Annotated in this window: 17 protein-coding genes; 8 read left to right on the top strand and 9 right to left on the bottom strand. The window is 45.2% G+C overall.

Translation table 11 applies throughout. The features are described from left to right. Positions 1–117: 117 nt before the first annotated feature. The 4 genes from PN466_RS15355 (at position 118) to PN466_RS15340 (ending at position 6,015) form a co-directional block, all read left to right on the top strand. A complete protein-coding gene (locus PN466_RS15355; RefSeq protein ID WP_271940566.1) occupies positions 118–1,779 on the top strand; it encodes an ABC transporter substrate-binding protein in 1,662 nt (553 codons plus the stop codon). 230 nt (positions 1,780–2,009) lie between these two features. Further along, positions 2,010–2,828 (top strand): TlyA family RNA methyltransferase, encoded by an 819-nt coding sequence (locus PN466_RS15350; protein ID WP_271940564.1) that lies wholly within the window; start codon positions 2,010–2,012, stop codon positions 2,826–2,828. Next, positions 2,798–3,562, top strand: coding sequence for a hypothetical protein (locus PN466_RS15345; protein ID WP_271940561.1), 765 nt, complete (start codon positions 2,798–2,800; stop codon positions 3,560–3,562). Before PN466_RS15350 ends, PN466_RS15345 begins: the two co-directional genes overlap by 31 nt. 800 nt (positions 3,563–4,362) lie before the next feature. After that, the gene (locus PN466_RS15340; protein WP_271940558.1) at positions 4,363–6,015 is read left to right on the top strand and encodes a glycoside hydrolase family 10 protein; all 1,653 of its coding nucleotides are present in this window, start codon (positions 4,363–4,365) and stop codon (positions 6,013–6,015) included. 339 nt (positions 6,016–6,354) lie between these two features. On the opposite strand, the gene PN466_RS15335 is transcribed toward PN466_RS15340, so the two are convergent. Beyond that, entirely contained in the window at positions 6,355–7,458 is a 1,104-nt protein-coding gene (locus PN466_RS15335; RefSeq protein ID WP_390890016.1) for a quinone-dependent dihydroorotate dehydrogenase, read from the bottom strand. Positions 7,459–7,608: 150 nt separating this feature from the next. Between PN466_RS15335 and PN466_RS15330 the strand changes: the two genes are divergently transcribed. Continuing rightward, positions 7,609–10,479: a GAF domain-containing protein gene (locus PN466_RS15330; RefSeq protein ID WP_271940551.1), complete on the top strand. Its 2,871-nt coding sequence runs from the start codon at positions 7,609–7,611 to the stop codon at positions 10,477–10,479. On the opposite strand, the gene PN466_RS15325 is transcribed toward PN466_RS15330, so the two are convergent. The 6 genes from PN466_RS15325 to PN466_RS15300 all read right to left on the bottom strand — a co-directional run bounded on the left by PN466_RS15325 (position 10,476) and on the right by PN466_RS15300 (position 18,224). Further along, the gene (locus tag PN466_RS15325) at positions 10,476–11,642 is read right to left on the bottom strand and encodes a nucleotidyltransferase domain-containing protein (RefSeq protein ID WP_271940547.1); all 1,167 of its coding nucleotides are present in this window, start codon (positions 11,640–11,642) and stop codon (positions 10,476–10,478) included. The two genes, PN466_RS15330 and PN466_RS15325, sit on opposite strands and share 4 nt — an antisense overlap. 18 nt (positions 11,643–11,660) lie before the next feature. Further along, positions 11,661–13,475 (bottom strand): ABC transporter ATP-binding protein, encoded by a 1,815-nt coding sequence (locus tag PN466_RS15320; protein ID WP_271940544.1) that lies wholly within the window; start codon positions 13,473–13,475, stop codon positions 11,661–11,663. A gap of 4 nt (positions 13,476–13,479) precedes the next feature. Next, positions 13,480–14,628 (bottom strand): 50S ribosomal protein L11 methyltransferase, encoded by a 1,149-nt coding sequence (locus PN466_RS15315; RefSeq protein WP_271940543.1) that lies wholly within the window; start codon positions 14,626–14,628, stop codon positions 13,480–13,482. After that, entirely contained in the window at positions 14,621–15,607 is a 987-nt protein-coding gene (locus PN466_RS15310; protein WP_271940540.1) for a hypothetical protein, read from the bottom strand. Before PN466_RS15310 ends, PN466_RS15315 begins: the two co-directional genes overlap by 8 nt. 215 nt (positions 15,608–15,822) lie before the next feature. Next, entirely contained in the window at positions 15,823–17,709 is a 1,887-nt protein-coding gene (locus tag PN466_RS15305; RefSeq protein ID WP_271940538.1) for an asparagine synthetase B family protein, read from the bottom strand. Positions 17,710–17,933: 224 nt separating this feature from the next. Further along, positions 17,934–18,224, bottom strand: coding sequence for a PqqD family protein (locus PN466_RS15300; protein WP_271940535.1), 291 nt, complete (start codon positions 18,222–18,224; stop codon positions 17,934–17,936). A gap of 185 nt (positions 18,225–18,409) precedes the next feature. Here PN466_RS15300 and PN466_RS15295 point away from each other — a divergent pair, with 185 nt between their 5' ends. Beyond that, entirely contained in the window at positions 18,410–19,048 is a 639-nt protein-coding gene (locus tag PN466_RS15295) for a restriction endonuclease subunit R (RefSeq protein ID WP_271940533.1), read from the top strand. A 126-nt stretch (positions 19,049–19,174) separates the two neighbouring features. Here PN466_RS15295 and PN466_RS15290 read toward each other — a convergent pair whose 3' ends face one another. After that, positions 19,175–20,902, bottom strand: a complete 1,728-nt coding sequence (locus PN466_RS15290; protein ID WP_271940529.1) for a diflavin flavoprotein — start codon at positions 20,900–20,902, stop codon at positions 19,175–19,177. A gap of 215 nt (positions 20,903–21,117) precedes the next feature. Here PN466_RS15290 and cobO point away from each other — a divergent pair, with 215 nt between their 5' ends. Beyond that, on the top strand, positions 21,118–21,741 hold the full coding sequence (cobO, locus tag PN466_RS15285) for a cob(I)yrinic acid a,c-diamide adenosyltransferase (RefSeq protein WP_271940527.1): 624 nt from the start codon (positions 21,118–21,120) through the stop codon (positions 21,739–21,741). A gap of 234 nt (positions 21,742–21,975) precedes the next feature. Here cobO and PN466_RS15280 read toward each other — a convergent pair whose 3' ends face one another. After that, positions 21,976–24,357: a CHAT domain-containing tetratricopeptide repeat protein gene (locus PN466_RS15280; protein WP_271940524.1), complete on the bottom strand. Its 2,382-nt coding sequence runs from the start codon at positions 24,355–24,357 to the stop codon at positions 21,976–21,978. 457 nt (positions 24,358–24,814) lie between these two features. Here PN466_RS15280 and PN466_RS15275 point away from each other — a divergent pair, with 457 nt between their 5' ends. Continuing rightward, positions 24,815–25,903, top strand: coding sequence for a DUF928 domain-containing protein (locus PN466_RS15275; RefSeq protein ID WP_271940523.1), 1,089 nt, complete (start codon positions 24,815–24,817; stop codon positions 25,901–25,903). Positions 25,904–25,943: the final 40 nt, after the last annotated feature.

Below are 25,943 nucleotides of genomic sequence, written 5' to 3'. Positions count from 1 at the left end.
CCGAATTGCTATCTTGTACAGCAACCCCCAAAGCGGTAGACTAAAATGAGGTTTTCCCGATTGCTAGAATGCCTATTGCCTTCCTCTAGCGCACAGCACTGTACTATGATGAGAGCCATGGTCACGCAAGGAAGAGAGAAGTTGCTATTTACTTGGTTAAAACAATCGCAGCGTTTCGGTCAATTTTTGGCGATCGCGCTAGTTTGTTGTTTCATAGCGATCGCCTGCAATCCCCAGTCGAATAATACCCAAACTCCGAAGGGAGAAAATGAACCAGTAATTCTAGGCACTACACTCAAACTCCGTACCCTCGATCCAGCCGATGCCTATGAAATTCCATCTCTCAACGTTCTCTACAATATCGGCGATCGCCTTTATACTTACCAGGATGGCACGTCAGACTTAAACCCACAGTTGGCAACCGAATTACCGATTATAGGCGGCGATCGGCTCACCTACACGATTCCCTTGCGTCAAGGAGTCATATTCCACGATGGCACACCCTTCAATGCTGAAGCCATGGTATTTTCCCTCAAGCGGTTTATGGAAAACCAGGGCAGACCCTCTTTTTTACTCTCCGATATCGTGGAATCCACTGAAGCGACTGGAGAATATGAAATCGCTATCAAACTCAACCAACCCTTTGCGGGCTTTACCTCTCTTCTAGCATTTGCAGGACTTTGCCCCATTTCACCCCAATCCTATCAGATCGGTAGTGGTCAATTTCAGCCCGATACCTTTGTGGGAACCGGCCCTTATAAAGTAGCTGAAGTCACTCCCGATGTCCTCCGATTAGAACCCTTTGCTGACTATTGGGGAGATGTAGCACAAAATGAAGGCATTGACATTCAAGTATTTTCTTCTCCCGCCAACTTATTTAACGCCTTTCGTACGGGAGCGATTGACGTAAGTCTCGGTGCATTAGACAGCAATCAAATTGATAGTTTAGAGAAAGAAATGGATAAAGAAGGATGGCAAGAAATTGCTGCTGAAGGGAACACATTGAACTATATTATTGTTAATGTTCAATCCGATCCGCTCAATCAACTTCCCGTTCGCCAAGCCTTAGCCGCAATCACCGATCGCCCCACCATTAACAATCGCGTTTTGCAAGGGCAAGCAGAAATTGCGTATACCTTAATACCCAAAACCTTTGCCGCTTCAGAACCGGTTTTTAAAACTCTCTATGGCGATGGAAACGTGGAACTGGCGAAAAAACTGTTAACCGAAGCCGGTTATTCCGTCGATAAACCGGCAGTTGTGGAGATTTGGTATCCCTCCAGCTCCACCAAACGGGGATTAATTGCGAGTACCCTGAAGGCGATCGCCGATACTCAACTGGAAGGGCTTTTAGATATACAACCCAACTCCGTCGAATCCGCCACCGCATTCCAAAACCTAGATAAAGGCGTTTATCCCACATTTATGCTCGATTGGTACGCCGATTTCCTCGATCCAGATAACTATATACAACCCTTTCTCGAATGTACTGAAGGCTCAGAAACCGATGGCTGTAAAGCTGGCGCAAGTCAATATCACGGCTCCTTTTACTATAATCCCCGCGTCAATGACTTAATTGCCCAACAACGGCAAGAACAAGATCCAGAAAAACGTCGCTTGCTCCTCGTCGAAATTCAAGAGCGATTAGCAGAAGAAGTCCCCTATATTCCCCTCTGGTTTGATAAAGATTATATATTCGCCCAGAAAAACATTGGAGGCGTGATTATTGAAGCCAATCAATCCATTCCCTATGGGAAAATTACGCGAGTTAAAAGTTAGAGCATATTTATAGCGCTTCGCGCTAGGGAATAGGGAATAAGGAATAGGATTGTCGTACAGGGCTTTGAGGATTCAACACTGTACTCCATAACATCGCCAAGCGCTGTATAAAGGATCAGAAACCCTAATTCTCAGTACAGTTTTTTTGTCCTGTACTGAGAATTAGGGCAGGAAAAGGGCGTTTCTAGTGTTAAAATAAATCCATTTTTAAGGTTTGGTGTTGAATAAAATTGGCTAAACAACGACTCGATATTTTACTGGTAGAACAGTCTCTGTGTGACTCTCGACAACTAGCCCAACGCTTGATCCGTGCGGGTGAGGTGATGGTGGATCGGGTGGTGATGGATAAACCCGGGACGTTGGTTTCTACGGAGGCAACCCTAACGGTTAAGGAGCGATCGCCCTTTGTCTCTAGAGGAGGAGAAAAGTTAGCCCATGCTCTTCACTATTTTCACTTAAATGTTGCTGGACGAATTGCCCTCGATGGCGGCATTTCCACCGGAGGGTTTACGGACTGTTTACTGCAAAATGGCGTAAAACAGGTTTACGGGGTGGATGTGGGATATGGCCAAGTAGATTGGCGTATTCGCACCGATCCGAGGGTGATTTTGAAAGAGAGAACCAATTTACGCTATTTGAGTCCCGAAGAGTTATATAGTGGGGAAGACCCCGCAACCCTATTAGTAGTTGATGTGTCTTTTATTTCTTTAACAAAAGTGTTACCGGCCTTATGGGCATTGTTAGCTCCTCCCAGGGAGTTAGTTGCATTGGTCAAACCCCAGTTTGAAGTTGGGCGATCGCGGGTTGGTAAAAAGGGAGTCGTCCGCGATCCCAAAGACCATAGTCAGGCGATCGCCACAGTTTACCAAAGCGCGTGTAGTCTGGGATGGTCCTATCGAGGCTTAACTCATTCTCCCATCACCGGGCCAGCGGGAAACATTGAATATCTGCTCTGGTTACACATGGCTTCAGAAGATCCCGATAGCTGTGGGGGACTAGATTTGTCTATGATTGATCAATGCACCCTAGCAGCAAAAAATGCTTTCTGAATCTTGAACTCCTTACCCCCACTCCCATGGATCGGTTAAAACTTCTTTTCCGAATTGTCCTTTATATCCTGATCGTTCCTTTAGTGATCAGTTTAGTCGTCTTAAGTAAATTACTGTTTATTTTTCTGGCCGATCAGCATATCTATTCCCTACCGATCATTGGCGATATTTTTCGCATGTTAGACTTGAGCGAACTGTCTAACTTGATTTCCTTTGCCATTTTAGGCTTGGGTTTTGGACTCTCCACCATTTTTTTACCCCCTCGTATTCGCAAACAAGTGAGTCTAGTCTTACTCATTCCCACTATTCCCTTTATTCTCAGCATTCCCACAGTAGTTCGCTATAACAACTGGCTCAATGATATTGCCGAAAATACCCAGTTATCGTCTGGGGAAATTGTGCAAAAAACGGATGCGTTTCTGGAAGAGAAAACTGGAAAAACAGGGATGTTAGGCTTTTATCTCTATACGGCTAAATTTCCCATTCTACCCACCCAAATCGATCGCCTTAACCAATTAGAAGCCGAAGATAGCCGCTTAAAGTCGCTTTTAGCCGGTTTCCTCGGCGATCGCGCCCAATGGCTCGATTGGGTCTTTGCCGTTCAAGGATGGTTGTTGCGCGGGGTTTATGGGGCGATCGCGATCGTGACGACCCTGATCCATTTCCAAGAAGGATCTCAGCAATTACAGCGGTTTTCTAGTCGTAATAAGCCCAAAAAAGGGAGTGGGGAGTAGGGAGCAGACGTTATTTATTCTGAAGAATTCATTTAAAACGACAACAGCACCCGGATGACTTACTTCCTGAGTGACTTCCCTGTATTATTTGAGCCTATTTGGAGTCCAACTTTCTTCACTAAAAGGGGCGTGAATACCGGTTGATTTCCCTCCCTGCTACTTCAGTTTAGGAAGTTTCAAGTTTTAGTGGGGGTGCTGCCGTACTCTCTTGAGACAGATAACAGTTAGTCAGCGATTTACCTCTTAACTTCTAATTGGGTTGTGTACAAAATGGCTGTTAATCTGCCAGCGAAGCTTTACTTGCTTCATGCTTTTACTATAAAGACTTCTTCAACTCAGATCAAGTGATTGTAACTAAACTTTACTCAATAAATTCCCGTTCAAAACTATTTCCTTTAAAACGACAACAGCACCCGGATGACTTACTTCCTGAGTAACTTCCTTTCATTATTTGAGCCTATCTGGAGTTCAACTCTCTTCACCAAAATGGGCGTGAATACCGGTTGATTTTTCTCCCTGCTATTTCAGTTTAGGAAGTTTCAAGTTTCAGTAGGGGTGCTGCCGTGCTATCTTGAGACAGACAACAGTTAATCAGCGATTTACCTCTTAACTTTTAATTGGGTTGTGTACAAAATGGCTGTTAATCTGCCAGCGAAGCTTTACTTGCTTCATGTTTTTACTATAAACATTTGTTGGGGTCAGATCAAGCTATTGCAACTAAACTTTACGCAAGAAAAAGTATCTGATTACAAATATAATGATTTACTGTTACATCAACCTCAATCTGAGGGCAACCGTTTATGGCTAAATTCACTGATATTACAAACCATTGGGCCCAAGCGGTCATTGAACAACTGGCGGATCAAAAGATTTTTAGCGGCTATCTCAATGGTCAATTTAAGCCCGATGCACCCATGAACCGGGCAGAATTTGCGGCTGTACTCTCCCGCGCCTTTCCCCATCATCCGAAAACGGGACAAACTGGAGTTGAATTCAGGGATGTACCTCCTTCCTATTGGGCATATGGGGTAATTCGCCGTGCCTATGCATCGGGATTTCTGCGCGGTTTTCCCAATCAACGCTTTCAGCCAACGGATCGGCTCTCCCGTCTGCAAGCCTTACTGGCTTTAAGTAATGGCTTAAACTATGAACCACAAAACTTGGTGGAGATGACCTTAAACGAAACCTTTGAGGATGCCGATCGCATTCCCGAATATGCTAGATTGGCGATCGCCGCTGCTGCGGAACATGAATTGGTCATCAACTATCCGGATGTGAACCAACTGCGTCCCGATGAGATCGCCACCCGCGCCGAAATTGCCGCTATGATTGCCCAAGCCCTACAAACGGGGAATAGTGTCTCTCCAGTTCCCGATCAATATATTGCTAAAGTCAACCTTGCGCCCCCAGTTCAGCTTACCGGAGAACTGCGGGGACTTTGGTTAACCCAACTGAGTCCCAACTCGCACTTCTTTCCCAACAATACGGAAACGGCGATCGACTATTTATCCCAATTTAATTTCAATACTTTCTATCCCAGTCTATGGAATCAGGGTCAAACGCCCTACCCCAGCCCCCTGCTGCAACAGCTTACAAGAGTTGCTCAACCCTCTGACGATCCCCTAACAGAATTACTCAAAGCCTCTGGGCGCAACCGGATCAGCATCATTGGCTGGTGGCAAGGAGGGCTGAAACTTCCCGCGAACTCTCCCTTACTCGAAAACCGTCGCCATTGGATCGCTACCCGTCAAGATGGAGTCCAATTTGGCACAGGAGAATCCAGTTATGTTTGGCTTAACCCCTTCCATCCCGAAGTACAAGCCTTTATCCTCAATTTAGTGGGAGAAATGGTCAGTCAGTATGAAATTGAAGGCATTCAACTCGACTCCTCCTTCTGTCCGCCCGTTGAATTAGGCTATGATGCCGTTACCAAGCAACTCTATCAGCAAGACCATTCCGGAAAACAGCCCCCTTCTAACCCCCAAGATCCAGCCTGGGTGAAATGGAGACGCGATTGCCTCACAGACTTCCTCAAACAGATTTCTGTCCGCATCAAAGCGCAAAAACCCTACTGTATTCTCAGCTTTGTCGCCGATCTTCACCGTACCGATACGCTCCAAGATCCCCAACTTTGGGCAACCGATAAGGTTATTGAAGAACTCATTGTTTACTCAGACTCTAAACCTTCCTTAGAGCATCCGGCGATCGCCCTAGCGAAACATAAAATTCCCGTCAGTCTCGGTCTATCGACTCAGAATACATCTCTACTGCAAATTAAACAGGAAGCTCAAGAAGTGCGCGATCGCAACTTAGCCGGAATCTGTTTCTTTTCCTATACCACTCTCATGACCTTACTCGCTCAAAAGCAAGCCGAACAAGAATTTAGCGCCCTCTTTCCTGAATTAGTCGAACGAGCGCAAATCATTCCTTCTCCATCATTATCATTTAATTAATCCCATACTCTGTTTTTTTACCGGAAATGCTAATTTAAGCGATCGCGTAAAGATTCTCAATATCAGAAGCCGATCTGTATCGCAAGTGCTTGGGAGATAACCATTAAACAAAGTCAGCAAAAATTGACATTGCCTATGACTGCTGCTGATTATATTCAGGAGAAAATTCAATGGGCGGATTTTGGTTTTAGCGAAACAAAAAAGGAAAAACTGACGAACAATAAATGAATAGAATAATTACAGAACAAAGTGCTGTTATGAAACACAAGCTTGAATCCTCTCTCTCCATGTACCACAATCCTATTCCCTATTCCCTATTCCCTAGCACAAAGCGCTATATTAATTATTTCGCCCGATCGCATCGGCCAAAGTATCCAAACCTTCCTCCTCCAACTTGTCCAACAACCCCTGTAAAATCCGCTTCACCATCCAGGGCCCTTCATAAACCCAACCCGTATAGACTTGAATTAAACTCGCGCCAGCGGTGATTTTCTCCCAAGCATCCTCTGGAGTGAAAATCCCTCCTACGCCAATAATGGGTAATTGACCTTGGGTGTGTTGCCAAATTAAGCGGATCACTTCCGTAGATCGATCGCCCAAGGGAACCCCACTAATTCCCCCCTGCTCTTCCTCCATCAGAGCGCCAGTTTTGGGATTCACTTTAGTTTTCAGGGAGCGTTTGTTAATCGTAGTATTAGTGGCAATAATCCCAGATAACTGGTAGGTCTGTGCCAAATTCACCACATCAGCGATCGCCCCATCCTCCAGATCCGGAGCAATTTTCACCAAGAGGGGTTTGTGCCCTTGGTTTTCCTGTTGAATAGCCTCTAAAATAATACTCAGTTGGCTGGCATCTTGGAGCGATCGCAAGCCAGGAGTATTGGGTGAAGAGACATTGACCACAAAATAATCTCCCCAATCCCTGAGTATACGGAAGCTCTGGCCATAATCGGCCGCCGCATTTTCTAGGGGTGTTATCTTTGACTTACCCAAATTAATTCCAATCGGAATTCGATGGGGGGTAGGGCAATGCTGGCCATCTTTCAACCGTTCTGCCATAGCTTCAGCGCCCTCGTTATTAAATCCCATACGGTTTAAAACCGCTCGATCTTGAGTTAAGCGAAATAAACGGGGACGGGGATTACCGGGTTGCGGATAGAAGGTGACTGTACCGAGTTCCACTGCTCCAAAGCCTAAACGATCCCACATGCCCACCGCCAGGCCATCTTTATCATATCCGGCAGCTAATCCCACTGGATTGGGGAAGGTTAATCCCCAGAGAGTTTGTCCGAGGCGATCGTCCGTTAATCCTAACGTCCGATCGATAAAGGTGGCATAGCTGACGATCCGTTGGTGACTTAACCAGCCTAAAGCGCCCATAACCCAGTGATGGAGATCTTCTGGATCGACTTTAAGTCCTGCAAAGATAAATTGCTCAAGCATGGGGAACAGTTCCAATTGAACGGGTGAATAATGGATATTTAATCGGTGTTTGTCCAGATTCAAGTTACCCATTATTCCCGATCGACACTAAGCTTGTCTATTATTGATTCGTCATTCGCCCTTATTTATTATCCCTAGAAGCCTCGGTCTATGCCTCAGCAGTCAATACCGAAACAAAGCGAAAAACAACTGGTTACCCTAGGTCGGACTCTTCAAACCTTACGAGAAGAGGAAAGCCTAGATGTGTTGGTTGACACGACTATTGAATATATTGAAACGGAATTTGAATATGATTTAATCTGGATCGGTTTGTATGACCGGCGAGAACATCGCTTATTTGGCAAAGGGGGGATTCTACCTTCGGGAGGCGATCGCTCCATCCTCAAACAGACGTTTGCCTTGAGTCCTGGAGATTTGTTCGAGCAAGTGGTGATTCAGCAAAAACCGGCAGGGGTTCCCGACTTGCGGGAAGAGCGACGAGCTGGGGAATGGCGGAAGTTAGCCGTAAAATTGAATATTCAAGGCACAATTGTATTTCCCCTGCGCTATCGGGCCCTGTGTTTTGGGGTGGTGATTTTGGGATCGAAATTGTGGGGAATTTCGCCCCGCTCGGATGAAAAGGCTCGTCTATCGATGATTTTTGGCGAATTGGCGGCCAGTTTAAATGAGATGGAAGCCAATTGGCGCAGGAATTTGGAGAAACGGCCGGATAAGCCGTTATTAGATATTTTGGATCGGTTGCGATCGCTCTCCGATTTTCGCCAGCGGTTAGATGCAGTCGTGGCCAAAACCCATGAGTTTTTAGGCCCGGATCGCACCAATATTTATTGGTTTGAGCGGGAGAGGCGCTATTTTTGGCGCAGAACGACCAATCTTCAGAAAACCCCCGCTCAAGGGGTGGGAAACCAAGCCTCCTCTGGCATTACGGTGCAGGAGGTGATTGGCTTTTATAAAGCCCTGGTGGCCGATCAGGTGGTGTCTGTGGGAGAAGCTCGCAGTTCCCTAAAAGCCGATACCACCAGTCGCCTCATGCAGCAAATTAAGGCTCGTTCCCTGTTAGCCGCTCCGATTATCTATCAAAATGAGTTACTGGGCTTTTTGGCGATTGAGGGGAATGGACCGCGCATTTGGGAGGATGCAGAACGGAAGTATGTGCGGGGTGTAGCTCAGTTAATTGCCATGATGGCTCCCCTAGAAGAGATGGAGGAAGCGGTGGAGCGCACCAAAAAAGACCAGGCATTGACGGCTGATTTGGTGCGATCGATCTATTCTGAGGATGATTGGCGACAGACCTTAGATCATTGTGCCCATTTGGTGTGCGATCGCCTAGGGGTAGAGCGGTTTTTGGTCTTACTCTACGATCGCGATAAGAATCATTTTGAGGTAGTTTGTCAAAGTCAACCCGCGAATCGCCGTCCCCTTCCTTCCCTCCTACCGGTTCCTGCGGATGACGAATGGCAGCAGCTTGAACAGTCGAGAGCGGCAATCCCGATTGAAAATTGGGAGCAAGATCAGGAACTAACCAGTTGGCGCTCCCTATTTACTCAGGTGGGAATTAAGAGTGTTTTACTCTGTAATACGGCAATTGGCCATGAGATGGAAGGGCTGCTCATGGTTGCCCATGATGTGGCTCGCACTTGGGAGGGTACGGAATTAGAATTGGTACGGGTAGTGGCGCAACAGTTGGGGTTAATTCTCCACCAATGGCAACTGCATAGCCAGCAACAACAACAGGAAAAGCTCCAATCTTTGATTCAATGGGGACAAACGGCCATTCAATCGGCGATCAACAATTCGGACATCCTAGAAGAGGAAACCCTCAAGCAAATTGTCCAGGTATTTAAGGTTCCTTTAGCGTTGAACATCAGTTGGTCTTTGGAGAAACCAGAGGTCGGTTATATTACCAGTGCCCAGGTCACTAGCCCTGAGTTTAATATACAGACGAAAGGCAAGATTGATGTGGCCCACGATCCCTTGATAGAAGGGGTTTTGGCTAGCTCAGGGGTTTATCAGCTCTCGAGCGAACACCTTTCTCCACTGACGCGCCAATGGTTGACTGGATCTGGAATTGGGGAAATTGTGGCGATCGCCTTTCGGGCCGATGAACAGGCAACGGCGACGGGAATCATTGTCTTAGCCGATGCTCCAGGACGGTTATGGGCCGATCCGTACCTGACGGCTTTAGGAATTATGGTTCGACAACTGGCTTGGTCTGAGCGGATGACGAAGGTGCAAAGTTACTTTGAACTCCAGCAGGATCGGGCGCAAAAGTTGAATTGGTATAAGCAACGTCGGAGTGAGATGGCCTATCGTAAGCTGACAATGGAACTGAAAAAATTGAGTAATTTGGGGACTCCCAAGGATGCTCTGACGGTTACCCGTTATCAGCAAGGATTGCGATCGATGAATTCTACCTTGGGTCATCTGGCGCAAATGCTCAAAGATGAGCAATGGGAATTGCAATGGTATCAGATGCACTTGCCTTTAGTCAGTTTAATTAAACGGGCGATCGAACGGGTGGATGTATTGGTGAAAAAGCGAGAACTCTTTATCCGTGTCCAAGGACAACCGGGAGCTATGAATTTGGTGGGTGATGTGATGAAGTTGGAGCTGATTTTCCATGAAATTTTAGGCATTGCCTGTAAGATGGCCCAGTCGAAAGCACAAGTGGATATTTGGTGTAATGGCCTCTCGAAAACAGAACTCCCCCCTGCTCAGGAGAAACTTGCCCAGTGCTTGCGCCAGAACCCCAATCCGTCGAGTCAATTTGAGCCTCTTTTATTATTTGATGTCTCCATTGTTTGTGCCACGTTATTAGAACCGAGTTTAATCATTGAACTCCAGCAAGGGCGATCGCCCGATCTCCTTGCTCCATCTTTGCTGGATAAACCCCCCGGTTTACATTTGCTCATTTGCCAATCTCTGATTCAAAGTGTTGGGGGATATTTTAATACTTACTCTCTGGAAAATAATCAGATTATGTTCCAGTTATTGTTACCCGTTGAATCGAGTCAAGATTAATCCTTCCGCGACTGAGGCCGATATTTCCAGAGCAAACGTAGCAGGCGAAAAGGATAATAAAAGAAAAACAACCCGGAGGGTAAGGGGAGTATTTCCCACTCTAGAGGGGTAGGGGTTGCTACATAGTCAAACCAATACCAGAGGCGATCGCGCCATGAATCCATAGTTTGCACATAAATCTGTCCCATTAACTTGAAACTATCTGTATCAGATCTGAGGTTAAACCATTGTTCCTCTACTAATCTGGCTATGTCCTGAATCTTGCGATTATTGGCTAAGTGAGTCCTCCACTGTTCAGGAATTGGAGCATCTAAATAGTGGTAGGCTAACCATAAGCCTAGCTCTAACATGGTTTGAGTACCCAAATGACCCATTTGGCGATCGATCCACTGCCAATCTAAATCCCGATATCGATTTAAGAGTTCCGCAATATCACAAACCCAAGATAAATGAGACCAATCATGTTTAGCCCCATGAACACATAAAAATAACAATAAGGCTTCTGGAGAGAGGGTAAGAAGGGTTTGATTCGCCAATTGCACTCGATCTTGATAGTTTTCATCTTCCCAAATCAATTGGGGATTTTCATGAAATGAGAGCGCCGAAGAGATCAAAGACCAATGCAAATCCAGATGCACCTCTTTTTGGGGGGAATAGAAATTATGCTCTGGGCGAATTTGGGTATACTGATGTTCTTGCCATCCCTTAAACTCAAATTGGGGTAAATACCCCTGTTTAATCAGGGTTTGTGAGGCTTGAGCTACCGCCTCTTCAGGAATTAGAATATCCAAATCCAAAAACTGCCTCAATCCCAAATTTTGATAAGCAATTTCAGCCAAAACCGGCCCCTTAAACGCCAAAACTGGGATATTTTGTCTCTCAAAAAGTCGAATGATTTTAATCAGTTCTTGTGTTAGGGATAAGTTGCGGCAGGCATTTTGCTTAAACTCGCTATGGATGACTTCAAAAAAAGCAATATCAACTCGATCTTTAAACTCTTTAATCGTCCAGTAAAATAGAGGGATTAATCCATGATAGCTAACTAAATAGAGAATATCATCCCAATTTAAATTCCTTGACAGTAGCTCTAGAATTTTCTCTTGATTTTCGCCAGAATGATACGTGCGAGCGCAGTTCAAGATGAGTTCATGTTCAAGACGCATGTTTAGGAAGAAGAAGCGTTATCGATAATAGTGAGCTTGAGTATTAAAAAGTGTTGCATAAATCCCAGATTTTTCCATTAATTGCCTGTGATTTCCTGTCTCCACAATTTTACCCTCTTTTAAAACTAGAATTCGGTCAGCAAATTTTACGGTTGAGAGACGATGACTAATGATAATAGACGTTCGTTTTTGCGTCAATTGATTCAACTGTTCTAAGATTTCTGCTTCTGCTTGCGGATCTAAGGCGCTAGTGGGTTCATCTAAGATTAAAATGGGGTGATTTTGACGCAGGAAAGACCGCGCGATCGCCACTTTCTGCCATTCACCAATACTCAGTTCTTCTCCATTAATCAATTGCTTGCCTAAAATCGTATCATATCCTTGGGGCAATTGCATAATAACATCCTGAATCTTAGCTAATTCAGCCGCTCGCTTAATTAGGGCTAAATTATCCCAGTGCTGAATATCTCCAACACCAATATTCTCTTGCACCGTTAAATGGTAATGGGCATAATCTTGAAAGACAATACTAATCTGCTTTCTTACCTGTGTGGGGGATAAATCGCGCAGATCAACCCCATCTAAGCGAATTGTGCCAGCAGTCGGATCGTACAGGCGACACAACAGTTTAATCAGCGTGGTTTTTCCTGCCCCATTTTCCCCCACAATAGCGATCGTTTCTCCGGGTTCAATCGTAAAGTGAACATCTTCTAGAACGGAGCGTTGACTCCGGGGATAGGAAAAACTGACCTGCTCAAATTCTATTTTGCCTTCAATCATAGCCGGCAGTCGAACGGGATGAGATGGCTCTCTAATAGTTGTTGTTAAGTCAAGAAATTGATAAAACGTGGAGAGAAATAGACTATTCTCATACAAAGAAGCTAAATAACTTAAGCTCTCCCTCAGTAAGGTTTGTCCTCGCTGAAACGCTTGATAGTACATTACTAAAGAGCCAATGGTAATTGCACCCGTTAATGCCCGATCTGCCATCAGGGCAAAGGCGGTAAAAACGGCTAGGGTTGCACTACTTTGGGTGATACTTTCGGCAAATGAACGACGCGCAGATAGGGAAATACGTTGCTGACGAATGCCTTGACGGAGCGTGTTAAAACGTCGTTGAAATAGTTTTCCTAAGTCAAATAAGCGAAGTTCTTTGGCATGATCGACTTGGGTGATTAGTGTACTATAATAATACGCCATGCGTTCTTGGGGAGTCCATTGTTGCCATTGATAATAAAGCTGTTGGGAAAATTTTAGCCGAACCAGAAAAACGGGGATAGCAGCTATTACGAGGATAAGGGCGATCGCCCAATCCAAAGAAAACAGTAGAATGCCGATACCTACCAGAGATAAACTACTATTGCCTAATTGGATGAGTCGGTTTAAAATTAAAGGTGGACGGTAAGATGCCTCGGTCTGTGCCTGATGAAGTACATCATAATATTGGGCATTTTCGTAGTATTCCAAATCTACTTCAATGGACTTGGCATGAAGCAGATTCTGCACGTAGTCAGTAACGATTTGAGATTGCGCTTCACTTACCCATCCGGCTAAGGATCTCAGTCCGTCAGCAAGAATCGCCACCAATGCAGCAATGGCAATTAGCACAAATACCGGTTTTAGCGAGGTTTGGGGAGTGGAAATGCCTTCGGTGATGCGATCGATAATTAGTTTGGTGAGGTATAGGGAAATGAGGGGTAAAACGGATTGGAGACCAACTAAGGCGATATTCGTTAGTGTTAACTTGGGAGTACTCTCCCAAACCAACTGTACCGCTTTTCTGAGATAGAGTAACCGTTGAAAGCGGGAGGCGATCGCAGCGATAATCGCCATTATTCTATTCACTGTACACTGTTGATAATTGCCCTACCCGCGTTAGAGCCTCTTTCGGCGTAGAAAATGCTCCTGGAAACTGCTCCATTAACATTTGTGCAATCTCGCTCACCGATTTTCCTTGCCCCATAGACTCTAAAACCAATTGCACTATCTTACCCTCTTGATTCAACTGGGGGACAAAAGTCCCTGCCTGCTTCCGTAACTGCTGAGGAGAAAGGGATTGGGCAAAAAAGGTAGATTGCTTAAACTGAGCCTTACACTGGCTTTCCTTTCCTTGTTCCCATACCTGGGTATCCCAACGGAAGATATAGCTATTGTTTACTAAATTGGCTTGTAAATTAACGGAAATTGTATCGCCTAAACGAATTTCAACCGGCTCTAAAAATGGGAAAAACCCTGTCCCATAAATCAATTCTGGCATTCCTGGAGCCGTCGAAAATCCAACTCCCTCAATCAACGTTGCATCAAACCATACACTCAATCCGTGGGCTGTCCCACTCCGAGAGGGTTCAAAAATCATTTGATTGCCCACATTAGGATTTTCAATGGTTCTATAATCTAACGTTGCCCAAAGTTGCGGTTGTACCAATAATTGAGAAGGCATAACCCAGCCTTTCCCCCAAATATTATTGACGTTTTTTTTCGCTGCATCCATGTTGAAACTATAACAATATTTATCCCAAGGATCGTTAATTGTGTTCCACCAATTGGGTGCTTCTACCACACTCACCCAAATGTTATCCTGTTGGGGAATTAACACACCTCCGGGACGCAACAACCGCGTTCTCGCATCAGCTAATGAGCCAATATGTTGCTGAAATAAAGGTAAAACTCCCCGCAAGTCAGAGATAATGACATCAGCTAATTCGGGTAATTTAACGTTAGTCGATAGGTCTTGGATGAACTCAATTTTATCCCTATAGCCATTAGCAACTGCGGCCTGTTTGCCGACTTCAATTGCTGGATTCGTTTCAATGGCGTAAACTTTTTTTGCGCCTAGCTGACACGCAAGGAGGGCAAAGATTCCGGTTCCCGTTCCTATATCGAGAACTACTGAATCCGGAGTAACCGATTGTTTCATAGCTCGATTATAAGCTTCCATGCGAGTGCGATCGCCAATCATGGAGCCATAACTCGATATACTATACATGGGATAAGTTCTCTAAAATCACAGGTGGAATGTTGAATAAATGCTCAGAATTAGGGTGAGCATTCAGTTGATACACGGGGATTTGATTAACCGTATGGCTGAGAAAGTGAAACTCCTGTTCGCGCATGGTCTTATCAAGGAGTAAGTTAGCATAGGTATTGGCAATCAGATCAATTAGAGCTTTATTTTTGGGGAGTTGTGTTAACTCAGGCATGGGAGAAGAACTGGTGCGATCGCCTAATATATAAATACCAACGAGAGGTAGAGGAGTATCTTGGAACTTGTACTGGTCTTGATTGAGGTCTAAATAGGTTTTATCCCAACTGGGGTTAGTGGGAACAAGGCGAGGAAGTGCATCAGGATTGTTATAGAGAATTTCTACAGAAGAGGGCCAAAGTCTGAGTCGGGGATAAGCTGGCTGAACTAGAATCTGATGGTCTTGGTCTACTAAAGCTACGATATCGTCAGAAAGGATAGGATATCCAAGTTCGGCAAATGCTGCTGCAGTGGTGGATTTTCCTGCACCAGAACGACCGACCAGTGCGATCGCGCAATTACCGACGGCGATCGCACTGGCATGAAGACAGGTTACTCCCCGCAAACGCAAAATCAATCCCATCACTGGGCCGAGCAAATAGGTCGCTGTATCCTCCAATGTTAACTCGTCCGGCCAAGTTCCCCATACCTCTGTACCCTTGCAGTCTAGGATAAACTGAGTGCGATCGGCATAGACCAATCTTAAGTAAGAACCATTAAGAAGCTGCTGAACTGTCCACAAGGGTTCTCCCGTATTAGTGGCGATCGAACTCACACTTTGAGTTGATGAAACGTTGAGTAAGGCTTGGCTTAACCATAGGGGTTCGATTCCCAGCCTTACTTCTACGTCACAACTTTTTGCTGGGGAAGGTAAAGGAACTAAACCAGATATGGGACAGTTACAGTTTAGTAAAAGACCAAATGCAGAAGAACAAAATGCCACAAGTCGGGATTTTTTTAGTCTTGATCGATCCATTCAGTTAGCAAGAGGAGAGTCTTGCCAACTGAATCTAAAATCCAGTTTTATTGTTTGGGGCCGCCGGCATACCAGTATAGTTGTCTAAAACATTGGAGTTAATACTTGAGGCCTTGGTTAACTGACTGACATCACCGTACCTGATCAGATTTGGACTGTGATAGTTTCTTTTGATAGTTTTCTTATTTTCCGAGTACATAGCGAGCCTCCTGAGTTGATTTTGAATCAATTTTAATTGATGATAGCTGATGCAGCCAGTAGTTCAAGCTTATTGGACGAAGGTCGATCAGAGCTTCACCGTTCTGAGCTGTCATTCCGCAAAGGCGTGGGATAACCGCCTTATTTACATAGTTAGACAGTCGAGGAGTTTCATCAAACTCATCAACCCATTGGTCCTCTAATTGTTGGAGTCTTAGTTTAATAGAATTACCCATTGCAGGAGCTTTTGGACGACACCTTACAGGTTCCGGTAGTTTTCCCACCATAGACACCCTTAATATTTCTTTGAACAAAATCCATGAAATCACTGGGATCGAAAATAAAAACTCTATTAATCGTAGATCAAAATATGGATATCTAACTTCAGTGGGGAACCCTGTCACACTTGAGTCATAACTCTCAAATAGATAAGAGCCAAATGGCTCTACTAACATGGCATAGGCTTCAGGACGAAAACTAACTATGGGCTTAAGTTTTCCTTGATGGTAAACATTTTTCCATCTTGCTTTTAAGTTTAGCTGTTTCTCTAGACTTGGATTCAGCCATGCCGGATAGGAAGGGGTCCATGATGATATTCCTAAAGCCTCTTTCAATCGAGCGCGTATACCGGGCTGAGGAATATGTTTATGAGATTGCCAATATTTCCATATCTCTAGTATCAGTGTTCCGATTTTCCCCTTTCTAATCATAGATACGCCATAATAATAAGACCCTTCTGAGTGAAATACTCCATCTCCACCTTCACCACTGAGAGTCACCCTACTATGGGAGGTCATTGCTTGGTAGTATTCTTTATTGCTTTTTACTAAAGGAATTAAGGTCGGTTCTGGCGCACATCCTTCTATATCTTCCCATCCTTTACACAACTCTAGGTCATCAGCGACTTGGTAGTGGATGGGAATATCCAGATGTTCGGCAACTAAACCGGAGTAGTAGCGCTCTTCGTCGGGGAGGAGACGATCGAAGACGGTGGTGTATGCTCTGAGGTCGTAGGAGGGGTAAGTTTGAGAGAGGAGTTCTTTGGCGATCGCCACTGCACTGGTAGAATCTAATCCTCCACTCATATAAACTGCAACTTTATTGGTTCTCAGTCGATCGCCAACTGCCAACCGCATTAAGTCCAAAAACTGCTCTACATACTCTTCGTCTCGTTTATACCGGATATAGCCATCGGTTGGCAATGTCCAGTATCTCTCAACTTTAAAGTTCTCTGGAGTCCAGATTAACCGATGAGCGGCAGGTAGCCGTTGGATATCCGCAAAGGCGCTGGTATCGATTTCTTGGTTGTACCCAGATAGGAGAAAATCGGCGATCGCCAAATCATTAAGCTTTTCCGATACAGACGGATACAGTCTCACACAATTGAGCGTATTGCTAAACACAAATTCTTTGCCCAAATGAGCGTAGAAAAACGGTTTTACCCCAAAATGATCTCTGGCGCAAAACAAACGCTGTTCTCGGCTATCCCAGATAGCGAAGGCAAAATCCCCAGTCAGGCGATCCAAACAATCTATACCCCAAATCTGATAGGCATGGAGGATTAGATTGGGATCGGGAGTATCTAAGTTAACCGATTCTCCTCGGTCTTGAAGACTTCGGATCAACTCTCTGCGACCATCCACCCGTGCATCCGCTACAATCCATACCCGCTGATCCACTGTTAGAGGCTGGGTTTCATTCGCAGATTCGTCAGTTGTCCTCAGCAGGGTATGCCCAAAACCGACAGAACCCTCTGCCCAGATTCTCTGGACATCCGGCCCCCGGAAGGTCATATATCCTGTCATCTGTGCCAATTGCTCCCGGTCAACGGGAGACTGATCGGCATTGACGATTCCTACGATTCCGCTCACTCTCTTCACCTCTATATGGTGTTTAGATGGAGTAATTAGCTGATTTTTAAATCAGTCTGGCCACTTAAAATGAGCTGATTATACTCCACCTATGCCTGAACTGTAAACCGATCTGCCTTGATTTTTCCAGAGTGTACTATAGCACAACTGAAGGATTTTCCGGAATTCTTCTTATGACACATTGAAAAGAAATTGGCGATCGCCCCCGATCCCTGAAGCCACTTTTACGCTGGACTCACAGTAACCAGGTCATGATCGACCATATTTTCAATCAGTTCAATTAAATCTTGGTGTAGTTTTTCCGGCTCTACCTCATACTCTTCCAATAGGCGATCGCTCGCTTCTTGAATTGAAGTAGAATCCGTCAACAGGGATAACATCCGTGAACCCACCTCATCCAAGCCGAAGTATTCCTCACTGTTTAGGTTTAGTAATACTGATTCTCCAGAGAGTTCCTGAACTAGGACATCTGGAGCTAGAGTAATGTTTTGTTGATTAGAAATAGAGATTTCCACCTTAGTTTTGGGTTAATTAATGAGTGATGGTTTAATTGAGCTATCGTGCGAATTGGATTCAGCTCATAGTATAGCGATTCCGTAAAACTTAGCAAGGCCTATTTATCTCGGCTTATGTATCTTGCCTTTAAGGGTTACACTGAAAGCATACACTCAAATTAATCCGATCTCCACACTTGCCCTCCATGCCAACGCTGACTGCTAGAACCGTTTCCCTAAGTGAACTCGAAGATCGTTTTCAACTGCACTTGACCGATGACCCTGATGCTTTCTCAGAATGGCACACAGCGCTACCTGAGTTGACCGATACAGAGAAAGATCGCTGCGATCGCATTAAAACCAGCTATACTTATCTCCTGCGCTATCCTCCACTGCTGGAAAACACGGTAAAAATGGTCGTTCTTTCTCCTCTGTTCGATATGGCAGGTTTCTTTTTACCTCCCTTCCGCATTCGCTCGGAAGTCTCTACAGAAATCACTGACCAAGATGGAGAATTGAAAGTTACGGGCAACTTAGATGTATTGGTTTTGGGTGAGAAGTTTTGGGTATTGGCGATCGAGTCTAAGCAAGCGGCTTTTTCCCTAGAAGTCGGCAGATCTCAACTACTTTCTTATCTCCTTGCTAGTCCTCATGCAGCCACATCTGCCACCTATGGACTCCTCACCAATGGAGCTAATTTTACCTTTGTGAAACTTATACCTGATGTGAACGGGTTTATTTATGATCTCTCAGATGAGTTCAATCTTCGTAACCGCCAGAATGGTTTATATCCCGTGCTGCAAATTCTCAAGCATCTGGCTAGTGTATTCACCCAAAGGGTCTAAAATTGCTGGGAGGTTCCGTGGGGGTTAAGTGCTGTTAACCCCTACAGGATTGTTCTGAATTATAATTCTCAAGGACAAAGGGAAAACCTGGTTTTCCCTATTGCCTGTTGCCCATTGCCTCCCTCTTTAATAATGGTTGCCCACCTTTCGATGGTGAACAGCGGTTAGAGCATCTACATTACTCACTCGTCCAGTATCAATGGTGGAATAGACTAACCAATGATCGGAAAGCTCCATCCGACTAGCCACTTCACATTCCAGATAAGCAAGAGCATCTGTCAAAATGGGGCTGCCATTGGCGGCTGTTTGGGTTTTTACCCCTTCAAAGCGGTCTGCACCAGGGCCAAAGCGCTTGAGGAAGTGGCGCATTAAGCCTTGATAGTTATCTTCACTGAGGATATTGAGAACAAAAGTATCGCCTACATGCATCAGGGATTCGATCGCCCGATCTTTGGCTACAGCAATGGTAATCCCTAGGGGCTTAAAACTTGCTTGAGTGACCCAAGACGCGAGCATAGCGCTTTTGAGTTCACCTTTTTGGGCGGTAATGATATAAAGTCCGCCACTTAAGCGACCCAAGGCTCGGTCTAGATCATTATCCAGGGACTTCATCTGTTTAATGGCATCTTTGAGTCCCAAAAGTTGCCCCATATCGGTTCCCGCTTCTTCACAGACTTGATAGGTGGCTTCTGTGGGAGCTTCTTTGATCAAAATAGCGGGAAAGGCTTCTTTAAGTCCCAGTTCTTGGAATTGGTTCCGCAGGGGATATATGGAGAGATCGTCCCCTCCACCAGACTCAAACAGACCGATCGCCTGTTTATCGTTGGCAGCGACTAAAATGGTACTCAAGGCCGCTTCTGCTTCTTTGCCGACATCTCCGGACTGGGGAGTCGCTCCAATGACGAGGGCTGATGCCATTTCCACCAGTTCCCGGACTTCCTGGGGATCGGACGCTCGCAAGTCCATCATTTCTACAGCGATCCCGGTTTTGGTGATTCCGTGGGAAATTGCTTGCGAGAGGCGATCGCTATAGCCATAATCTGAAGTATAGAAAACGGCAACGGTTTTTTCAGCTTTGGTTTTCTCCTTACTCCAGCGATCGTAACGGCCCGTGAGTTCCTCTAAGTTATGCCACAATAGGGGGCCATGGCCGGTGGCAATCAGGTTAATCTCTTGGAGTTTGGCCATCCGTTTCATGGCGTTAACAACAGAGCGGGCATTGGGAGCCATTAAGCATTCATAGTAAAAGCGAAAGTCTGCTTCGATATCGCTTAAGTTTTCATCATAGGTGCGATCGGAGCAATAGTGCATTCCGAAGGCATCGCAGGTATACAGAACAGAAGTTTTATGGTCGTAGGTAAAGATGGTATCGGGCCAATGGAGATTCGGAGCGCTAACGAATTCTAAAATATGGCCTTGACCCAAATCTAGGGTATCGCCATTTTTCACCAATTGGCTTTCAAAGGGTTTATGAATTAGGTTTTGGAGAAATTGAACGGCAATTTTAGCCCCAACCACGACTGCATGAGGCGCGAGTTCGAGGACATCTTTGACCAAGGCACTATGATCGGGTTCTGTATGACTGATAATAATGTAGTCAATGGTGGCGGGGTCGATTTGTCCTTTGAGGGTGTCGAGATAGAGTTGCTCAAATTTACGATGGGACGTATCGACCAGAGCGGTTTTTTCACCTTGGATAATGAAGGAGTTGTAGGTGGTGCCATTTTGTAGTCCGAACTCGATGTCAAAGCGATCGCGATCCCAGTCGAGGGAGCGGATCGTTGTTGTATTTTCGGCGATCGAAGCGGTTTCTATTGTTAGTCTTTTTTGAGGGCGATCGGTCAGTGCTACCATAGTTTTCTGTCCTGTATGGGAGGTGAGGGACGACGGCGATCGTCGTTATCTATATTGTTACAAAATCCTGGGATTTCGGGAAGGTCAGTGCAGTAAGAAGAATTAATCAAACGGGTTAATTACGGATATACCCCATGGAGAGCAGGTTTTTATCATGTCTGCCGACTCCCCACTCCCTGATAAACTGTAAACAGAATGTTAACCGTGTTTCTGCTATGCATACCCAATCTTCATCTCTGAGCGCCGAGCAACACCAGAAAAAAATGAAACGTCGCCAAGAGGTGCAAAAAGAGCGCGTTAGCAAAGCCGATAAGGAAAAGGGTTTGATTATTGTCCATACGGGAAATGGGAAAGGCAAAACTACAGCCGCGTTAGGGATAGTATTGCGATCGCTCGGTCAGGGCTATAAAGTGGCGATCGTGCAATTTATCAAAGGCGCATGGGAACCAGCAGAGAAAGCCGTTTTACAACCTTGGGTTCCCCAACAACTGGAATTTAAGGCTATGGGAGAAGGCTTTACTTGGGATACTCAAGATCGCGATCGCGACATCGCCAAAGCCACAGAAGCTTGGCAACAGGGATTAGCCTATTTGCAAAACCCGGAATTTCGCCTCGTATTACTCGATGAAATTAATGTGGCGCTTAAATTGGGATATTTGCAGGTTGAAGACATTATTGCCGGTTTAAGCACAAAACCCCAAGATTCCCACGTCATCCTCACGGGCAGAGGTGCGCCAGAAGCCCTAATTGAAGCGGCAGATTTGGTTACTGAAATGAAGTTACTTAAACATCCTTTCCGCGAGCAAGGAGTCAAAGCACAACCCGGAATTGAGTATTAGTATTCATTAGTAGACTTCTGGTAGACGTTAGAGAATAGGGAATAGGGAATAGGGAATAGGATTGTGGTACATGGCTTTGGGGATTCAATAGTGTACTCCGTAACAGCACAAAGTACTGTATGCAAGAGGTCTAATAATTAGACTTCTTCTGTCACTTTCTCAAAAAGTAGGAAGTAGACAGTCGAGAAAACTCGGTTTTCTCTATTACCTGTTGCCTATTGCCTATTGCCTTCCCTAATTGTTTTTCTCTGCAACTCTAGGTAAACGATCGCCTAAAAAACTCCATTGAGCGATTGCCTCATTGGTCCATAACCAATCGTCTTTTCCTAGAGATAGAGGTTGAAACGCCAAGGGAGCGCGATCCATTACAGCCTCATAAAATTCAAAGGCTTTTTGCTCTTGATTTTCCTGGGCAAAAACTAAGGCTAATCCAGCATAAGCCGTTAATAATTCTGGGGAAGTCTCACTCTCAGTATGCTGAGTTGCCAGCTCAAAATTCTTCTTGGCTTGATCTAAATCCTTGTAGGAATAATAAGCAAATCCTAAAGCATTGTAATATTTTGCTTGTTGAAACCCTTTTTTTATCGGAATTCCCCAATAGCGGATGGCATCATCCACACTATAATTGCGATTTCCCTGTTGTAGAGCTTGCCAAACTAAGCGTCCCCAAATATAACTCAACTCTGGCTCATTGTTCAACTCACGGGGAGCGGTTTCTAAGGCTTGCTTTGCATAGGAAATAACTCCACTGTCAAGCAAATCTTCTACATGGATAATTCCTTGCTCCACATTACCTTGATTAAACTCAGCGATCGCCTGAATGACCAAATTCTGATTGGCATTTTCTGTATTGGGCTGATCTGTAGGCAGAGGAGAAGGACGCACGACAACAGAATCTTCCCAAGGATTGACAAACGTAATATATCCCTGGGAAATACTAAATATTAATAGAACAACTCCCCCCAAAAGACTCGTCCCTATCATCCCAAAACGCCTAAGATCTAAGGGAAAAGACGAGAGTTTCACCCATCGCTTAGGCGATCGCCTCTTGTCCGGTAATGCCTTGTCTTCGCGTCTCTCTACAGGTAAAGAGGAAATCGCTTGAGTGTGCGCCAAAGCTTGATTCAAGGCGATATTCCCTTGGGGATGTTCTGGATCGAGATCGAGCAATTGACGATAGAGATCAATGGCTTCTTGGACTCGGCCTTGTTCATATAAAATACAGCCTAAATGGTAATAAGCGTCGGTATAATGGGCATCAGTTAATAAAGCCATCTGATGGGCAGAAATAGCATCTTCAATTTGACCTTCTTGATAAAAAATGACTCCTAAGCGATCGTAGGCTTCTACATCCTGGGCATTTTCTTGAATCCGTTGCTGATAGTAGGTTTTATCCTTCTTGATAGAAAGCTGAGGAACTTGTGGAGACGCAACAGCAGGCACAGGACGAGAGACAGAATGGGGGCGCTTCTCTGGAGGCAAAAATTGCTCAAATCCAGGTTGTAAATAGAGAATGGGCAAGGCAAAATAGAGAGCATCGGAACCATAGGCAGCAATCAGACCTTGACGAGTCCGATTTAAGCTTAAATCAATGGCATATTCTCGCTTCAGGTTGCGATAGAATAATTGACTAAAGGTGATGGCTACTTGATCGGGGATGCGATCGCCCATTGCCAAAACACTAGGAATCCCTCGTTTGAGCAAACTTTCGGCTAAACTGGTATCTCCGGTTCCGGCACTGGAACAGGAATTAAACAGGGCCATTAAAATCCCATTATTGACTAATAAACCGGCTAAATCTTCTCCATGAAGTTGTTCAGTTAAGCCCGTGTGTCGATTTTTGAGATAGATTTCGCCTCCCAAGGCATTGGCTTGACTGTGACCGGAATAATGGAAAATGTGATATTGTCCTTGTTCTAGGGTTCGGGTTAATTGTTCGCGATCGGGAAAGGTGAGAATATCCAGATGGACATCTAAACCTCTGCTTTCGTGATTTTGCAGTTCCCCTTGTAAGCGATACATTTCTTGATCGAGAGCTAATCCTTGTTGATCGCTGGGCGCTGAAAGCACCATCAAGATGTTCAACGGTTCTACAATTGGATCGGAGTTTAAAGGTCGGACTCTGGGATTGAGATGGTAGCGAGAAAAGAGAATTTCCGTATTTGTGGTGAGAGGGCGATCTCCAGCATGAAGAATCTCCCAAGGAAGTTGGGCGACTAGGGGATCTTTCAAGTGTAAGCGCAACCGTAGGGGTTCGGTGCGGTTATGGGCAATTCCTTGGGCAGTATGCCAACTTTGGGCGATCATTCCTTGAAAGAGGGAGCTATACAAGCTTTTGCCAAAACTGACTAAATCTACAGATTCGGAGGAAAGGGGAGTCGGAAATAGAGGATCGCCGATCAGATATTCTGTTAATTCTAGCCAATCGGCGATCGGCCATTCCACCTGTTCTTCCGCTAGAGGAACTCCAGGAGCGACTAATTCGGTTCGCACTAAGTAAGTTTTACGCAAGGGGAGATTCCCACTGGCACTTTCCCTGACATAACCCACTGGCGTGACGGACAAATGAAATTCTTGAGTCACCGCTTCACCTGCACCTTTTCCCGATTCGGACAAAAAGCCCTGCTGACTACTTGGCTCTGACTTTCTTTACAGGAGTTAGAGCCTCAAGTCAGGGAAGTTTCTAGATTGGGGAAGTCGGGAGTGGGAAGTTGAAAGAGAATCAAAACAATCAGAAATAATTGGCGATCGCCTTGTATCCTCTCTGCAATTGTTTTAAAATGAGGTTGCGGAAGGTAAGCTTTGTATACTAAAATACTTTTATATAAAATAGCTAAAAATGCTAAAACGATTGGGTTGGGTAAAAGAGGCTCAATCCAAGATCCCGATCGCAGCATCGCAGCACTGCAACAATGAAACCCTAAGAAACGGTAAGGGCACTCTAAGTTGAAGCACCACGGAACTTTAAGTTAACGTTAGATTATAACTATCTCCGATCAAAATTTATTTCTTATTTCTCAAGTCTGCTCAACTTAACTTATCCCTATCATCCAAAATCCGTGAGGCCAAACCTATGAAACTTAAGAAACACGCTATACAAGCAGCAAGCTTGTCTCTAGTGACGATCGTGACGCTCTCGATAGAAATAGAAACGGTTCAAGCTGCTATGTTTATCCCTCCTTCAGATAATAGTGCGCCCAGTCAATCCACAGGAGGAGCATCGAGGAGCAGTTTTCTACCTCCTTCAGACAATAGCGCACCCAATCAATCAACCGGAGGAGCATCAAGGAGCCATTTCTTACCTCCTTCAGACAATAGCGCGCCCAGTCAATCCACAGGAGGAGCATCGAGGAGTAGTTTTTTACCTCCTTCAGACAATAGCGCACCCAGTCAATCCACGGGAGGAGCATCAAGGAGTAGTTTCTTACCTCCTTCAGACAATAGCGCACCCAGTCAATCCACGGGAGGAGCATCTCGCCAGAGCTTTACTCCTCCTTCAGATAATAGCGCTCCAAGCCAGGCAGCAGGGGGTGCATCAAGAGGTAGTTTTATTCCTCCTTCAGATAATAGTTCTCCCAGTCAAGCAGCAGGGGGCGCAGCTCGCAGTGAGCAGAACTATCTTGAGCAATCAGCTATGGTGGCCGTGTTACCCGAGAATTTCTACGGTACGACTCTATCAAGCCATCCTATGATTTTGGTTTATGTGCCTGAGTCCCCAGGAGGAGAAGGAATCTTTTCTCTCAAAGATGAGGACAAAACTCTTCTGTACACTACGTCAATTCCGGTCTCTGGAAAAGGTGGAATTCTTGCCATTCAACTTCCTGAAGATGCACCTGGATTGGAAGTGGGTAAACTCTATCAGTGGTATTTTGCCCTTAAGTTGGAGCCAGGATTATCTCCCAACACTCCGTTTGTTGATGGTTTGGTGAAAAGAATTGCTCCAAGTTCTCAGTTGGCGCGATCGCTCGAAGGCAAAACCCGTTTACAGCAGTCCTCAATCCTCGCAGAGAATGGAGTCTGGTATGACTGTGCTGCTATCCTCGCAGCTTTACAAGTGGTTGATCCCACGAATCCTGAATTGGTGGCAGAATGGACAGAGTTGTTAGACTCAGTAAACTTATCCAAACTAACTAAAGCCTCTCTGATTCCAACAGCTTACTAAATCTAAATGCCCAGATTCAGGAGTTACAGTAAGAAGATTA

The organism is Roseofilum reptotaenium CS-1145 (assembly GCF_028330985.1).
Classification (GTDB): domain Bacteria; phylum Cyanobacteriota; class Cyanobacteriia; order Cyanobacteriales; family Desertifilaceae; genus Roseofilum; species Roseofilum reptotaenium.
This window is presented reverse-complemented; position numbering and strand designations above follow the sequence as displayed.

Bases quoted from the DNA above. Each gene is read 5' to 3' on its own strand.
- PN466_RS15355 (WP_271940566.1), top strand. From the start codon at position 118: ATGGTCACGCAAGGAAGAGAGAAGTTGCTATTTACTTGGTTAAAACAA.
- PN466_RS15345 (WP_271940561.1), top strand. From the start codon at position 2,798: ATGCACCCTAGCAGCAAAAAATGCTTTCTGAATCTTGAACTCCTTACC.
- PN466_RS15340 (WP_271940558.1), top strand. From the start codon at position 4,363: ATGGCTAAATTCACTGATATTACAAACCATTGGGCCCAAGCGGTCATT.
- PN466_RS15335 (WP_390890016.1), bottom strand. From the start codon at position 7,458: ATGCTTGAGCAATTTATCTTTGCAGGACTTAAAGTCGATCCAGAAGAT.
- PN466_RS15330 (WP_271940551.1), top strand. From the start codon at position 7,609: ATGCCTCAGCAGTCAATACCGAAACAAAGCGAAAAACAACTGGTTACC.
- PN466_RS15325 (WP_271940547.1), bottom strand. From the start codon at position 11,642: ATGCGTCTTGAACATGAACTCATCTTGAACTGCGCTCGCACGTATCAT.
- PN466_RS15320 (WP_271940544.1), bottom strand. From the start codon at position 13,475: ATGGCGATTATCGCTGCGATCGCCTCCCGCTTTCAACGGTTACTCTAT.
- PN466_RS15315 (WP_271940543.1), bottom strand. From the start codon at position 14,628: ATGTATAGTATATCGAGTTATGGCTCCATGATTGGCGATCGCACTCGC.
- PN466_RS15295 (WP_271940533.1), top strand. From the start codon at position 18,410: ATGCCAACGCTGACTGCTAGAACCGTTTCCCTAAGTGAACTCGAAGAT.
- PN466_RS15290 (WP_271940529.1), bottom strand. From the start codon at position 20,902: ATGGTAGCACTGACCGATCGCCCTCAAAAAAGACTAACAATAGAAACC.
- cobO (WP_271940527.1), top strand. From the start codon at position 21,118: ATGCATACCCAATCTTCATCTCTGAGCGCCGAGCAACACCAGAAAAAA.
- PN466_RS15275 (WP_271940523.1), top strand. From the start codon at position 24,815: ATGAAACTTAAGAAACACGCTATACAAGCAGCAAGCTTGTCTCTAGTG.